This is a genomic window from Stenotrophomonas maltophilia group sp. RNC7 (assembly GCF_030910085.1).
Taxonomy (GTDB): domain Bacteria; phylum Pseudomonadota; class Gammaproteobacteria; order Xanthomonadales; family Xanthomonadaceae; genus Stenotrophomonas; species Stenotrophomonas sepilia.
Genome location: NZ_JAVFVN010000947.1, coordinates 139,056 through 152,654, shown reverse-complemented (window position 1 = coordinate 152,654; position 13,599 = coordinate 139,056). Strand labels below are relative to the sequence as shown.

The 13,599-nt window shown below is 66.9% G+C and carries 13 protein-coding genes; 7 read left to right on the top strand and 6 right to left on the bottom strand.

The genetic code is table 11. The features are described 5' to 3' along the window. Positions 1-72: 72 nt before the first annotated feature. The 3 genes from parE (at position 73) to RCF13_RS24600 (ending at position 4,275) form a co-directional block, all read left to right on the top strand. On the top strand, positions 73-1,962 hold the full coding sequence (parE, locus tag RCF13_RS24610; RefSeq protein WP_061478449.1) for a DNA topoisomerase IV subunit B: 1,890 nt from the start codon (positions 73-75) through the stop codon (positions 1,960-1,962). 126 nt (positions 1,963-2,088) lie between these two features. Next, positions 2,089-2,667, top strand: a complete 579-nt coding sequence (locus RCF13_RS24605) for a GNAT family N-acetyltransferase (protein ID WP_061478450.1) — start codon at positions 2,089-2,091, stop codon at positions 2,665-2,667. A 111-nt stretch (positions 2,668-2,778) separates the two neighbouring features. Continuing rightward, entirely contained in the window at positions 2,779-4,275 is a 1,497-nt protein-coding gene (locus tag RCF13_RS24600; RefSeq protein WP_134968045.1) for a S10 family peptidase, read from the top strand. A gap of 320 nt (positions 4,276-4,595) precedes the next feature. Here the strand turns inward: RCF13_RS24600 and RCF13_RS24595 are convergent, their stop codons facing one another. Then, a complete protein-coding gene (locus RCF13_RS24595; protein WP_014646691.1) occupies positions 4,596-5,717 on the bottom strand; it encodes an inorganic phosphate transporter in 1,122 nt (373 codons plus the stop codon). A gap of 13 nt (positions 5,718-5,730) precedes the next feature. Next, the gene (locus RCF13_RS24590) at positions 5,731-6,357 is read right to left on the bottom strand and encodes a DUF47 family protein (RefSeq protein ID WP_004152833.1); all 627 of its coding nucleotides are present in this window, start codon (positions 6,355-6,357) and stop codon (positions 5,731-5,733) included. Between the two features lie 292 nt (positions 6,358-6,649). Between RCF13_RS24590 and RCF13_RS24585 the strand changes: the two genes are divergently transcribed. Together RCF13_RS24585 and RCF13_RS24580 are read left to right on the top strand one after the other, a co-directional pair. After that, positions 6,650-7,954 carry a hemolysin family protein gene (locus tag RCF13_RS24585; RefSeq protein WP_005416017.1) on the top strand — a complete coding sequence of 435 codons (1,305 nt, stop codon included), beginning with the start codon at positions 6,650-6,652 and terminating at the stop codon, positions 7,952-7,954. After that, on the top strand, positions 7,938-8,597 hold the full coding sequence (locus RCF13_RS24580) for an exopolysaccharide biosynthesis protein (RefSeq protein ID WP_053501113.1): 660 nt from the start codon (positions 7,938-7,940) through the stop codon (positions 8,595-8,597). The genes RCF13_RS24585 and RCF13_RS24580 overlap by 17 nt, the downstream gene beginning before the upstream one ends. Before the next feature lie 112 nt (positions 8,598-8,709). On the opposite strand, the gene RCF13_RS24575 is transcribed toward RCF13_RS24580, so the two are convergent. The 4 genes from RCF13_RS24575 to RCF13_RS24560 all read right to left on the bottom strand — a co-directional run bounded on the left by RCF13_RS24575 (position 8,710) and on the right by RCF13_RS24560 (position 11,848). After that, positions 8,710-9,207 (bottom strand): pyridoxamine 5'-phosphate oxidase family protein, encoded by a 498-nt coding sequence (locus RCF13_RS24575; protein ID WP_134968043.1) that lies wholly within the window; start codon positions 9,205-9,207, stop codon positions 8,710-8,712. A 69-nt stretch (positions 9,208-9,276) separates the two neighbouring features. Then, a complete protein-coding gene (locus tag RCF13_RS24570; protein ID WP_111127140.1) occupies positions 9,277-10,272 on the bottom strand; it encodes an LLM class flavin-dependent oxidoreductase in 996 nt (331 codons plus the stop codon). A 190-nt stretch (positions 10,273-10,462) separates the two neighbouring features. Then, positions 10,463-11,230, bottom strand: coding sequence for a sulfurtransferase (locus RCF13_RS24565; RefSeq protein ID WP_231352657.1), 768 nt, complete (start codon positions 11,228-11,230; stop codon positions 10,463-10,465). Positions 11,231-11,482: 252 nt separating this feature from the next. Continuing rightward, positions 11,483-11,848 (bottom strand): DUF6164 family protein, encoded by a 366-nt coding sequence (locus tag RCF13_RS24560; RefSeq protein WP_231352656.1) that lies wholly within the window; start codon positions 11,846-11,848, stop codon positions 11,483-11,485. Positions 11,849-11,918: 70 nt separating this feature from the next. On the opposite strand from RCF13_RS24560, the gene RCF13_RS24555 reads away from it, so the two are divergent. Next, entirely contained in the window at positions 11,919-12,353 is a 435-nt protein-coding gene (locus RCF13_RS24555) for an FKBP-type peptidyl-prolyl cis-trans isomerase (protein ID WP_049414258.1), read from the top strand. Next, complete coding sequence (locus tag RCF13_RS24550; RefSeq protein WP_134968042.1) at positions 12,340-13,587, top strand: TIGR03862 family flavoprotein; 1,248 nt, start codon at positions 12,340-12,342, stop codon at positions 13,585-13,587. The genes RCF13_RS24555 and RCF13_RS24550 overlap by 14 nt, the downstream gene beginning before the upstream one ends. Positions 13,588-13,599: the final 12 nt, after the last annotated feature.

The following is a 13,599-nucleotide window of genomic DNA, read 5'->3' as shown; positions in this document are numbered from 1 at the left end:
ACTGAACCGCAGGCGTGCAAAATCCCGTGCCAGACCCCACACTTGCCCGTCGCTCCAAGCTTTCGAAGACAGATGAACGCCCGTTATAACGCCGCCGATATTGAAGTCCTGTCCGGCCTTGACCCGGTCAAGCGCCGTCCCGGCATGTATACCGACACCGCGCGCCCGAACCACCTGGCGCAGGAAGTGATCGACAACTCGGTGGACGAAGCCCTCGCCGGCCACGCCCGTTCGATCGAGATCACCCTGTACAAGGACGGCAGCGTGGAGGTCAGCGATGACGGCCGCGGCATGCCAGTGGACATCCATCCGGAGGAGAAGATCCCGGGTGTCGAGCTGATCCTCACCCGCCTGCACGCAGGCGGCAAGTTCAGCAACAACAACTACACCTTCTCCGGCGGCCTGCACGGCGTCGGCGTCAGCGTGGTCAATGCGCTGTCGACCCTGGTGGAGGTGCACATCAAGCGCGACGGTGCCGAACACCGCATCACCTTCCGCAACGGCGACCGTGCCACGCCGCTGGAAGTGGTCGGCAGCGTCGGCAAGAAGAACACCGGTACCCGCGTGCGCTTCTGGCCGGACCCGAAGTACTTCGATACGCCGAAGTTCGCGGTGCGCGCGCTCAAGCACCTGCTGCGCGCCAAGGCCGTGCTGTGCCCGGGCCTGACTGTGAAGCTGACCGATGAAGCCACCGGTGAAGTCGATACCTGGTACTACGAAGACGGCCTGCGCGATTACCTGAAGCTGGAGCTGGGCGATCGCGAGATGCTGCCGGCCGAGCTGTTCGTCGGCAGCCTGAAGAAGGACACCGAGGTCGTGGACTGGGCAGTGGCCTGGCTGCCGGAAGGCGAGCTGGTGCAGGAAAGCTACGTCAACCTGATCCCCACCGCCCAGCACGGCACCCACGTCAACGGCCTGCGTACCGGCCTGACCGAGGCGCTGCGCGAGTTCTGCGACTTCCGCAACCTGCTGCCGCGTGGCGTCAAGCTGGCCCCGGAAGACGTGTGGGACCGCGTGTCGTTCGTGCTGTCGCTGAAGATGACCGACCCGCAGTTCAGCGGCCAGACCAAGGAGCGCCTGTCCTCGCGCCAGGCGGCCGGCTTCATCGAAGGTGCCGCCCATGATGCCTTCAGCCTGCTGCTCAACCAGAATGTGGAGCTGGGCGAGAAGATCGCGCAGATCGCCATCGAGCGTGCCAGCGCGCGCCTGAAGACCGAGAAGCTGGTCGTCCGCAAGAAGGTCACCCAGGGCCCGGCCCTGCCCGGCAAGTTGGCAGACTGCATCAGCCAGGACCTGTCGCGCACCGAGCTGTTCCTGGTGGAAGGTGACTCGGCAGGCGGCAGCGCCAAGCAGGCCCGCGACAAGGATTTCCAGGCGATCATGCCGCTGCGTGGCAAGATCCTGAACACCTGGGAAGTCTCGTCCAACAGCGTGCTGGCCTCGGAGGAAGTACACAACCTGGCCATCGCCATCGGCTGCGATCCGGGGAAGGACGACATCAGCGGCCTGCGCTACGGCAAGGTGATCATCCTGGCCGACGCGGACTCCGACGGCCTGCACATCGCAACGCTGCTGACCGCGCTGTTCCTGAAGCACTTCCCGGCGCTGGTCGATGCCGGCCACGTGTTCGTGGCGATGCCGCCGCTGTTCCGCATCGACGTAGGCAAGCAGGTGTTCTATGCCTTGGACGAAGAAGAAAAGCGCTCGATGCTGGACAAGATCGAACGCGAGAAGATCAAGGGCGCCATCAACGTGACCCGCTTCAAGGGCCTGGGCGAGATGAATCCGCCGCAGCTGCGCGAGTCGACCATCCACCCGGATACGCGCCGCCTGGTACAGCTGACCGTGGACGATGGCGAGCAGACCCGCTCGCTGATGGACATGCTGCTGGCCAAGAAGCGCGCGTCCGACCGCAAGGGCTGGCTGGAGTCGAAGGGCGACCTGGCTTCGCTGGAAGTCTGATCCCTCGCGGGGTCGGATCCGTTTCCCGCCGGGAAAGGGATCCGACCCCATCCGCCCCGGGCATTCCGCCCCCATCGGCAAACCCGGCGGCGCCATAATGCGCGTCCATCCGCGTGGACCACCGTATTGGCCAGCCACTCGCTGCTGTTCCCCGACCTGCCGCTGCACAGTGCACGGCTGGTCCTGAGCCCGATCCGCCGTGACGACGCCGCCGCGCTGTTTACGCTGCAGTCCAATCCCGATGTGATGCGCTGGTGGAATCATCCGGCCTGGACGCGACAGGCCGAGGCGCGCGAGCAGATCGACGATGATCTCGCAGCCCATGCCATCGGTACCCAGCTGAAGCTGGCCGTGCGCGAATCACTGGAAGGTCCACTGCTGGGCATCTGCGTGGTGTTTGCAGTGGACCGCACTGCAGCCCGCGCCGAGATCGGCTACCTGCTGGCACCGGATCGCCAGGGCCAGGGCTACATGCACGAGGCCCTGCAGCAGGTACTGGCCTACCTGTTCGGCACCCTCCACCTGCACCGCGTGGAAGCCGAGATCGACCCGCGCAACGCACCCTCCGCGCACGTGCTCGAACGCCTGGGCTTCCGCCGCGAGGGAGTGCTGCGCCAGCGCTGGCGCATCCAGGGGGAACTGGCCGACTCGGCCGTCTACGGCCTGCTTGCCGATGACAAAGCGGCAGCCGCCCTGCCCGCTTGACCCAAGCTGGCCAATCGCGGCCGCAACGCCGGGGCCATGTCTTTGGACACATACGGCAAGGGCCGCCACCGGCCTAGCATCGGAATCCCCTTCCGCTGCCCAGCCGGTGCCATGAAGTCTCTGTTGCACACTGCCGCGCTCTGCGTCGGCCTGCTCATCGCCCCAGCCAGCGTGCTGGCCGCGCCTGATGCCGACGCCAAGCCCGATCCGAAAGACGACAAGACCGAGGCACCTGCGTTGCCCGCAGACGCCTCGGCCCGCCAGAGCATGCGCCTGGCCGGCCGCACCCTGGACTACACCGCCACCGTCGGCACCCTGCCGGTACGCGATGCCAAGGGCAAGGTGATTGCCGACGTGGTGTTCACCGCCTACACGATGCCGGGCAAGGACCGGCCGGTGACCTTCGCGCTCAATGGCGGCCCCGGTGCATCGTCGGTCTACCTCAACATGGGCGCGATCGGGCCCAAGGTGGTGACCTTCGGCTCCGAGGGTGACAGCGCGTCGGCGCCGGCCACGCTGCACGACAACCCCGGCACCTGGCTGGACTTCACCGATCTGGTGTTCATCGATCCGGTCGGCACCGGCTTCAGCCGCGCGCGCATCGGCGACGACGAAGCGAAGAAGGCGCTGTACAACCCCAGCGCCGACATCGAATACCTGTCACGCTCGATCTACGACTGGCTGCTGCGCAACCAGCGCATGGCGTCGCGCAAGTACCTGACCGGCGAGAGCTACGGCGGCTACCGTGGCCCGCGCATCACCCACTACCTGCAGACCCGGCTGGGAGTTGCGATGAACGGCCTGGTACTGGTCTCGCCGTACCTGAGCCCGACCCTGGAAGACAACGCCGATGTCTCGCCGATGGCGTGGATGCAGACCCTGCCGTCGATCGCCGCCGCGCACCTGGAGCGCCAGGGCAAGCTGACCGATGCAGCGATGCGCGACGTGGTGGAGTACACCCGTGGCGACTACGCCACCGCGTTGATGAAGGGCCGCAGCGATCCGCAGGCGACCGAGGCAATGCTGCGCCGGGTGACCGAACTGACCGGGCTGGACCCGCAGTTCGTGCGCCGTGCCGGTGGCCGGCTGGAAACCCAGGCCTACCTGCGTGAAGTGTTCCGCGACAAGGGCACGCTGGGCAGCCGCTACGATTCCAACGTGACCGCGTTCGATCCATTCCCGAACGATCCGGAGCAGCGCGCCAACGATCCGCTGCTGGACAGCATCATTGCGCCGACCACCACGGCGATGGTCGACTTCGTGACGCGCGTGGTCGGCTGGAAGGTGGATGCGCGGTACCAGGCGCTGAACTACGACGTGAACCGGCTGTGGGACCGCAATGGCGAGCTGCGCGATGGCGCGGTGACCCAGCTGCGCCAGGCCGTGGCGATCGACCCGAACCTGCAGGTGCTGATCGTGCATGGCTGGAATGACCTGTCGTGCCCGTTCATGGGTTCGATCCTGACCGTGGACCAGATGCCGACGATGGGCAGCAATCCGGACCGGGTGCAGGTGCGGAGCTACCCGGGCGGGCACATGTTCTACAGCCGGGCGGACAGCCAGGCGGCGTTCCGGAAGGATGTGCAGGCGCTGTTCCAGCGTAATTGAGGGGTTCGGGCGGGGCGGGGGGCCGGCCCCCCCGGGAGGCAAACGCCACAGCAACAGCAAAAACGGGGTTGCGGTGGGGGGGGGCGGGGGGGGGGGGGGGGGGGTTTGCGGCCGGGGGGCCGCTTGGGTGGCCCCCTCCCCCCCCCGTGGCCGGGTTCCCGGGGGGGCCCCCCCCCCCCCCCCCACCCCGCCGCTGACAGTTTCCGGGCGCTTGTGGGGCGTGGTCGATCGTCTGCTGTTGATGCAGAAGCATTGTTTCTCCCATGAAAAAAGCCCGCCGGTAGTCGGCGGGCTTTTTCGTGTGCACCTTGGCGTGGCGATCAGGTCCAGCCGAACAGCTCGAACAGCTTCAGGATCAGGTACGCACAGCCGCCTGCCGCGGGAATGGTCAGGATCCAGGCCCAGACGATGCGCTCGATCACGCCGAACTTCAGCGAGCGCGGGTTCTTGGCGAAACCGACGCCCATGATCGCGGTGGAGATGCTGTGCGTGGTCGAGACGGGCATGCCGAAGTGGGCGGCCAGGGTCAGGATGGTGGCCGAGCTGGTCTCTGCGGCGAAGCCGTGGATCGGGTGCAGCTTGACCATCTTGTGGCCCAGGGTCTTGATGATCTTCCAGCCACCCGAGGCGGTACCGGCAGCCATCACCACCGCACAGGTGAGTACGATCCACATGGCGATGCCGTCACCGGCGTGCGCGTCCGGGTGCATGAAGGCCAGCCAGGACGGCAGATCGTTCAGTGCGCCGGTGGCTTCGGCACCAATCAGGGTCATCGCGATGATGCCCATGGTCTTCTGCGCGTCGTTGTGGCCGTGGGCGAAGCCCATGTAGGCCGCCGAGGCGATCTGCGCCTTGCCGAAGAAGGCATTGACGATGCGCGGACGGGCCAGGCGGCCGATGGCGCCACCGATCTTGGCCAGGCCGGCGATCAGCGCCCACAGCAGCACCATCACCACGATGCCGAGCAGGAAGCCGGCGATCGGCGAGGTGATCATCGGCACGAACACCTTCCACAGCAGGCCCTTGTTCTGCGCCCAGCTGCCCAGGCGCTCCGACCAGATCAGCGCGTCCCAGTTGTTGTGGGCCGCGGCCAGGCCGGCACCACAGAGGCCACCGATCAGGGCGTGCGAGGACGAGGACGGCAGGCCCTTCCACCAGGTGATCAGGTTCCAGATGATGCCGCCCAGCAGGGCGCACAGGATCACCTGCGGAGTAACCTCGACCACGTTGGTGTTGAGCAGGCCCGAGGCGATGGTCAGCGCCACCGCCGTACCGGTCAGCGCACCGATGAGGTTCATGAAGGCGGCCAGCATCACCGCCCAGCCGGGCGAGAGCACCTTGGTCGCCACTACGGTGGCAATGGAGTTGGCAGTGTCGTGGAAGCCGTTGATGAACTCGAAGACGAGCGCGGCCAGGATCACCACCAGGACAAGGGTCAACATGCGGCGGCGTCCGTCAGCTGTTCTTCAACACGATCTGGTACGCCACCACGCCGGCCTCGCGGCAACGGTCGATGGCCTTTTCCAGAATCTCGAAGAATTCCTTCAGCAGGAACATCTGCAGGTTGTCCAGGCGACCGGAGTAGATGTCGCGGTACAGCTCGAGCATCAGGCGGTCGGCCTCGTTCTCCAGTGAGCGCAGCTTCTCGTTCAGCGCGGTCATCCGGTCCAGGTTCATGTGGCGCAGGTCGGCCACCATCTCCACCACCACGCCGGCGGCCTGTTCCAGCATCGCCGCGCGCGGCGCGAAGTCGATGTGCTCCAGGTGGGTCGTGGCCAGCGAATAGCGATCGGCGAACTTCTCGATCTGCTTCGGAATCTTGTACAGGGCCGAACCCAGCGCTTCGATGTCTTCGCGCTCGATCGGGGTCATGAAGCTGTCCACCAGCGCCTGGCTGATCTTGTCCGAGGCCGCGCGTTCGCGCAGGCGGGCCAGCTTGAAGGCGTCCAGCGCGGGCTGGCGGTCGGCCTCGCGCAGCATGGAATGCAGCGCCTTGGCGGCATCGGAAGCCGCGACGGCAGCCTCATCGAGCAGGGTGTAGAACTGTTTGCCGGAACCGAAAATGGTCTGCAGAGAGAACATTGAGAAACCTGTCAGCCGTCGCGGGAAGGACGGCACCAGAGCGAATTATGACGGCTAGATGACCATCACGGGTATCCCCGCGCCCTTTCCGGGCTCTGGGACCCCCAACCTGAACAGGCGGTTGCCACCCTGCCACGCCCCTTTGCTAAGATGCCAGCGCGCCTCCGGGCGCACCTTATGGACGACGACCCTTATCCCCCTGCGCCGCGCCGGACCCTGTTCCTGAGCGCCAGCCGCCATCGCAAGCACCCGCCCTCCCTGCCACCAACCGGGGACGACGCCCGTGTTTGAAATGATCCTGATTGTCTTCGCGCTGGTTCTACTGAACGGCTTCTTCGCCATGTCCGAGATGTCGGTCATGACCTCGCGCAAGAGCCGCCTGAAGCAGATGGCCGCCACCTCCAAGCGCGCCGCCAAGGCGCTGGAGCTTTCGGAGAAGCCGGAGAGCTTCCTGTCCACCGTGCAGATCGGCATCACCGTGATCGGCGTGCTGACCGGCTACCTCGGTGGTGATGCGATCGGCGACGCGATCGCCGGCTGGCTGCAGGGCCTGATGCCCGGCTTTGCGTACGCGCGCGAAGTGGGCACCGCCCTGGCGGTCTCGCTGATCACCTTCATCACGCTGATCTTCGGCGAACTGGTGCCCAAGCGTCTGGCCCTTACCCGCTCCGAGGCCATTGCCGGCCTGGTCGCGATGCCGATGAGCTGGCTGGCCAGGCTGGCCCTGCCCTTCGTCTGGCTCCTGTCCAAGACCACCCAGCTGGTACTGAAGGTGCTGGGCCTGGGCAAGGACGAGGCCGCGCAGGTGACTGAAGAAGAGATCCGGATGCTGGTGGCCGAGAGCCACGAAGCTGGCGTGATCGACGCCCACGAGCGCGACATGATGAACCGCGTCATGCGCCTGGGCGACCGCACCGCCGACAGCCTGATGACCCCGCGCAACCGCATTGCCTGGCTCGACACCCAGGCCGGGCTGGAGCGCAATCTGGACATCATGGCCGAGCACGAGTTCTCGCGGTACCCGGTGTACCGCGACAACGACATGGACGTGGTCGGCGTGCTGGAGCTGAAATCGCTGGCCACGCGCATGGCGCGCGGCGACAACGCGCTGTTCCAGACCCTGCGCGAACCGCTGTACGTGTCCGAATCGACCCACGCGATGAAGCTGCTGGAGATCTTCCGCGAGGAGCAGCAGTCGATGGCGCTGGTGGTGGACGAGTACGGCGAGATCCAGGGCCTGGTGACCATCAGCGACCTGATGGGCGCCGTGGTTGGCCGCCTGCAGGCGGTGGAGAATGCCGATGAAGACGCACTGGTGGTGACCCGCGAGGACGGCTCGCTGCTGGTCGACGGCTCGCTGCCGATCGAGGACCTGCGCGAGCTGATCGGAAGCAACGACCTGCCCGATGCCGAGGATGGCGACTACTACACGCTGGCCGGCATGTGCATCCATTACTTCGGCCGCATCCCGCACGCAGGCGAGTACTTCGACTGGGCCGGCTGGCGCTTCGAGGTGGTCGACCTGGACGGCGCGCGGGTGGACAAGCTGCTGCTGCGCACGTTATCCGACGAGCAGGCCGATGAGCTCACCGCCTGAGGCCGGCCAGGGCCAGGGCGCGCAGCGCCCGACCTACCGCAACGAGGGCATCCGCACCCTGCTGGAGATGTTCGCCTCCGGCGATCCTGCCGAGCACATGCCGCTTGGCCAGATCCTCAGCAACCTGCAGCAGAGCGCGTTTGGCGTGTTCCTGTTCGTGGCGATCCTGCCCTCGTTCATCCCGATCCCGGGCATGGGGGGTGCGGTCAGCGGCCCACTCGTGGTCCTGATCGGACTGCAGATGCTGTGTTGCCTGCGCCGGCCCTGGCTGCCGGGTTTCATTGCCCGACGCGGGCCGAAGCGCGGCACCATGCACCGCTTCCTGGACCGTATCGATCGCCCGTTGCGGCGGCTGGACAGGATGCTGAAACCTCGCCTGCCGCAGTTGCTGACACCGCTGCCCGCGCACGCCTTCAGCGGCCTGCTGCTGGTGCTGCTGGGCATCCTGCTGTCATTGCCGATTCCGTTCACCAACTTCCTGTTCGGCTTCCAGCTGCTGCTGTTCTCGCTGGCGCTGCTGGAGCGCGATGGTGCATTGATGCTGTTCAACTGGATCGCAGCGCTGGTGGCGATCGCGTTCTTCGGCTTCAGTTCGGGGCAGCTGGTGGGCTATACAGTGGAACTTTTCCAGCGCTGGTTCTGAAGCGGCATCCGGTAGAGCCGGCCGATGACCGGCTGCCACGTTTCCAGGGTCGCCGGCCAACGGCCGGCACTACCGGCATCCGCTAGATCCACGCAACGCGTGGATGCGGCAATCACCGAAGGTCGACGAATCCGTTGTCCGCCAGCGGTGCCGGATCGTCCTGCACCGCCGACAGCACGAAGTTCAATGCCTTGCCCAGCAAGGTGCCCGGGCCATCCCAGTATTCGGCGCTATCGGCGCGCACGTGGATCAGCCGAAGGTTGGGGTCTTCCTTGCCGGCGGGGAAGAACAGCTTCATCGCCGGCGACCACAGCTCTTCGATCTTCGCGCGATCATCGACAACCCGCGCCCGCCCCGCCACAGACACATAGGTGTTCTTCGATGGCGAGGCATAGGCCACATTGACGCGCGGGTCGAGCGCGATCTCAGCCACCTTCGGGCTGTCGGCGGTGATCACGAACCACAGGTCACCGTCGAAGGCGACCTGCTGGGTGGCCAACGGCCGGCTGTAGAGCCGCCCGTCGACGCCGGTGGTGGTGAACATCGCCACCTCCACGTCCTTGATCAGTTCAGCCAGCTGGGCAATGTGTTCGGCACGGGTCTCGGCCATGGTGGGAACTCCAGAAAGGGGAGCTCCCATCAGACGCGGATCGGCCGCAACGGGCCGTGACGCGATTGTTCAGCCCGCGTGGCGGCCATGCCAGGCGTTCATCGCCAGCTCGAAGGAACGCAGGCGCGCACGGTGGTCATACAGGTTGGCAGTGAGCATCAGCTCGTCAGGCTTGTGCCGCTCAACGAAAGCGGCGATACCCTCGGCCACCTGCTGCGGATCGCCCAGTACAGTGCAGGCCAGGGCCCGTTCCACGCCGAGCTTTTCGTGCGGCTCCCAGAAGGCTTCAATGTCGTCGATCGGCGGCGGGATCTTGCCCGGCCGGCCGCGGCGCAGGTTGACGAAACTCTGCTGTTGGCTGGTGAACAGGCGACGCGACTCGGCCTCGCTGTCGCTGGCAACAACGTTCAGGGCCAGCATCGCGTGCGGCTGCTTCAACGTGGCCGAGGGGCGGAATTCGCGGCGGTACACCGCCAGCGCTTCGTCCATCACGTCCGGCGCGAAATGCGAGGCGAATGCATACGGCAGGCCCATCGAGGCGGCCATGCGTGCGCCAAACAGGCTTGAACCGAGGATCCAGGTCGGGACCCGCAGGCCACCCCCCGGAACGGCCTGCACCGCCTGTCCAGGCTGGACCGGCTCGAAGTAGTGCAGCAGCTCGCGCACGTCCTGTGGGAACTGGTCGGCGCTATCGAAATAGCGGCGCAGTGCACGCGCGGTCGGCTGATCGGTGCCCGGCGCACGGCCCAGGCCAAGGTCGATGCGGTCCGGATACAGCGAGGCCAGCGTTCCGAACTGCTCGGCCACCTGCAGCGGGGCATGATTGGGCAGCATGATGCCGCCCGCGCCGACACGGATGCGCCGGGTGCCACCGGCAACATGGCCGATCAGCACGGCGGTGGCGGCACTGGCGATGCCGGGCATGTTGTGGTGTTCGGCCAGCCAGTAGCGGCGGTAGCCCAGCGCATCGGCATGCTGCGCCAGTTCCAGCATGTTGGCGAAGGCGGCGGTGGTGTCACTGCCCTCGCAGACCGGGGCCAGGTCAAGGATCGACAACGGGATCATCAGGCGGTTTTCCGTCACAGGATCACCCCTGCATGGGGGCGGACGGGCGCAGCGGCCAGTGACGGTGGCGGGATGCTGATTCCCGTAGGGCAGGTTCAGCGCCCACCGGATCGTGGAGCCGAGCCCATGCTCGGCTGCCTTTCGTCGACCAACAGCGGCCGAGCATGGGCTCGGCTCTACAGAAATGCAGTCAGAACGCGCTGGGGCGCGGTTCGGGCAGCGGCTGGTCGACCATCGGCTTCAGCTCGGCATCCAGCGCCACGCGCTCATCGAACACGAAGCAGCGGCCTTCGTAGCCTTCGCCACCCACCTCCTCGAAGTAGCCGAGGATGCCGCCATCGAGCTGCAGCACATTGTCCATGCCGTCATTGACCATCCACAGCGCGGCCTTCTCGCAGCGGATGCCGCCGGTGCAGAAACTGACCACGGTGTTGTCCCGCAGCGCATCGCGATGCGGCGCCAGCGCCTCGGGCAGGTCGGTGAACTTGCGGATGGGCAACACCAGCGCATCCTTGAAGGTGCCGTACTCCACTTCCTGCAGGTTGCGGGTATCGAGCATCACCACCGGCTTGCCGGCATCGTCATGCCCCTGCCGCAGCCAACGCTGCACGGTGGCCGGATCGACCGACGGTGCGCGCGGATAGTCCAACGGCTGGCCGTCATCGCGACGGAAGCTGATGATCTCGTCCTTGACCTTGGCCTTCAGCCGCGCGAACGGCTGGTGCTCGCTCAGGCTGGTCTTGACCCGCATGCCGGCGAAACGCGCATCGGCACGCAGCGCTGCATAGAAGCCCTCGACCGCCTCCGGCGCCCCCGCCAGGAACAGGTTCAGCCCCTCGCCGGCCACCAGGATCGTGCCGCGCAGCTGCGCCGTCCCGGCACGGGCCAGCAGCTGGTCGCACAGGGCCTGGGGAGCGTCGATGACGGCGAAATGATAGGCAGCGGTATTGGCGATCATCCCGCCATTTTAGCGCCAGACCGCCCCAGGGTCAGATTTACCCGTTCATCCACGGATGGCGTGGATCAACTTCAGATCGCGGGAACTGTCAGAAGCGTGGCGGTTTGGGTAGGCGGGACCGTTTGATCTGGCCCCCAAAGATGGGTTTACGGCATGACCCGCCTGCCCACACCGCCGCGCCATCCCACGGAAACCCGCTTCTGACGTTGCCGTTGCCTCTGCGGGTGCCGGGTGCAACCCGGCCGAAACCCGTTACCCCCGCAACAGCAGGAACGGCAGCAGCACCAGCGCCGCCGCGCCGGCCATCGCCAGCAGCACCAGCACCACATAGGCCGGCCGGCGCCGGAACAGGCTGCCAAATGTCTCCGCCGTCCCCTCGCGCAATGCCTGCTCGCGTTCAGCCCGCACGCGCACGCCGCGCGCCGCCTGGTACTCCGCCATCAGCGCCTTCCCACGCGGATGATCAGCGTCGTCGCGCAGCCACAGGCCACCATTGGAAATGCCCCACGGGCTGGGTTCGGTGCGATACCAGGCGATGCCGTGCTGATCGAGCAGCGTGCAGACATCGGCATATTCGTCGTCGCCGACATTGCGCAGATTGAGCAGGAGTTTTGCCATGGCCCCATGATACCCGGCGCCGATGCGCTACCCTTGCCGCCCTCGCCCCGCGCCCTTCTGGAGACGCCCGATGCGCCGCCTGCTGCTTCCCCTGCTGCTGTCCCTCGCCGCCGCTGGCTGCTCGACCGAACCATCCGGCCCGCCGCCCGGCGGCACGCTGACCACCTTCGAGCGGATCGATACCGTGCCCGGCACCGGCGCCGAAGCCATCGCCGGCAGCAAGGTCACGGTGCACTACACCGGCTGGATCTACGACAACCGTACCGAGACCAGGCACGGCAAGACCTTTGACAGCTCCTTCAAGCACGGCGAGCCGTTCACCTTCGCGCTCGGCGCCGGCCAGGTCATCCGCGGCTGGGACGAGGGCGTGGCCGGCATGAAGGTCGGCGGCAAGCGCACGCTGATGATTCCGCCGGACTACGGTTACGGGGACCGCAAGGTCGGCCCGATTCCGGCGGGCTCGTCGCTGGTGTTCGACGTCGAGCTGCTCGATGTCAAACCGTAATGCCGCCATGCCCCATCGGGTCGTCGTCATTGGCGGCGGCCCGGCCGGCCTGTTCGCCGCCGAACGCCTGCGTGCCGCTGGGCTGGAGGTCGACCTGTACGAGGCCAAGGGGTCGCCTGGCCGCAAGTTCCTGATCGCCGGTAAGGGCGGGCTCAACCTCACCCATTCCGATCCGCGGCCGTTGTTCGACAGCCGCTACCGCGAGCAGGCCGCTGTGGTCGGCAGCTGGCTGGACGGCTTCGACGCACAGGCACTGCGTGACTGGGCCGCTGGCCTGGGCGTGGAAACCTATGTGGGCAGCTCCGGCCGCGTGTTCCCGGTCGACCGCAAGGCGGCGCCGCTGCTGCGCGGCTGGGTGCGCCGGTTGAAGGATCAGGGTGTGCGCCTGCATGCCAACCACCGTTGGATCGGCTGGAGCGACGACGGCGCCCTGCGCTTTGCCACTGAGGCGGGGGAAATCGATGTGCACCCCGATGCCACGGTACTGGCGATGGGCGGCGGCAGTTGGCCGCAGCTGGGCAGCGACGGCGCCTGGGTCGTGCCACTGCAGGCGCGTGGCGTGGACATCGCGCCGCTGCAGTCAGCCAATTGTGGCTTCGACGTGGACTGGACGCCGTTCTTTGCCCAGCGCAATGCCGGCGCACCATTGAGGCCGGTGGTCGCGCACTGGATCGACCTGGCTGGACAACCGCGGTCGCTGCAAGGCGAGTGCGTGGCCAGCGAATACGGCATTGAAGGCAGCCTGGTCTACGCGTTGGCCGCCGACCTGCGCGAGACCATCAACCGCGATGGCCACGCAATGCTGTGGCTGGACCTGGTGCCGGGTCGCGACGAGGCGCGCCTGCTGGCCGACCTGTCACGTCCGCGCAAGGGCCGAAGCTTCGGCGAGCACCTGCGCCGCCAGGCGGGTCTGGATGCGGTGAAGGCCGCACTCGTGTTCGAGATTCTTGGCAGGGAGGCCGGCAACGACCTGCCGGCTGTGGCCGCCACGCTCAAGCACCTGCCGCTGCGCCTGCTGCGCCCAAGGCCGATGGCCGAGGTGATCAGCACCGCCGGTGGCGTGCGCCTGGATGCGCTGGATGATGGCCTGATGCTGCGGGCCGTTCCTGGCGTGTTCTGCGCCGGTGAAATGCTGGACTGGGAGGCCCCCACCGGCGGCTACCTGCTGACCGCGTGCTACGCCAGTGGCCGGCGTGCCGCCGAGGGCGTGATCGGTTGGTTGGCCGGGCGGTGACGCCTGCCGTGT

Bases quoted from the DNA above. Each gene is read 5' to 3' on its own strand.
- parE (WP_061478449.1), top strand. From the start codon at position 73: ATGAACGCCCGTTATAACGCCGCCGATATTGAAGTCCTGTCCGGCCTT.
- RCF13_RS24600 (WP_134968045.1), top strand. From the start codon at position 2,779: ATGAAGTCTCTGTTGCACACTGCCGCGCTCTGCGTCGGCCTGCTCATC.
- RCF13_RS24595 (WP_014646691.1), bottom strand. From the start codon at position 5,717: ATGTTGACCCTTGTCCTGGTGGTGATCCTGGCCGCGCTCGTCTTCGAG.
- RCF13_RS24590 (WP_004152833.1), bottom strand. From the start codon at position 6,357: ATGTTCTCTCTGCAGACCATTTTCGGTTCCGGCAAACAGTTCTACACC.
- RCF13_RS24585 (WP_005416017.1), top strand. From the start codon at position 6,650: ATGATCCTGATTGTCTTCGCGCTGGTTCTACTGAACGGCTTCTTCGCC.
- RCF13_RS24580 (WP_053501113.1), top strand. From the start codon at position 7,938: ATGAGCTCACCGCCTGAGGCCGGCCAGGGCCAGGGCGCGCAGCGCCCG.
- RCF13_RS24575 (WP_134968043.1), bottom strand. From the start codon at position 9,207: ATGGCCGAGACCCGTGCCGAACACATTGCCCAGCTGGCTGAACTGATC.
- RCF13_RS24570 (WP_111127140.1), bottom strand. From the start codon at position 10,272: ATGATCCCGTTGTCGATCCTTGACCTGGCCCCGGTCTGCGAGGGCAGT.
- RCF13_RS24565 (WP_231352657.1), bottom strand. From the start codon at position 11,230: ATGATCGCCAATACCGCTGCCTATCATTTCGCCGTCATCGACGCTCCC.
- RCF13_RS24560 (WP_231352656.1), bottom strand. From the start codon at position 11,848: ATGGCAAAACTCCTGCTCAATCTGCGCAATGTCGGCGACGACGAATAT.
- RCF13_RS24555 (WP_049414258.1), top strand. From the start codon at position 11,919: ATGCGCCGCCTGCTGCTTCCCCTGCTGCTGTCCCTCGCCGCCGCTGGC.
- RCF13_RS24550 (WP_134968042.1), top strand. From the start codon at position 12,340: ATGTCAAACCGTAATGCCGCCATGCCCCATCGGGTCGTCGTCATTGGC.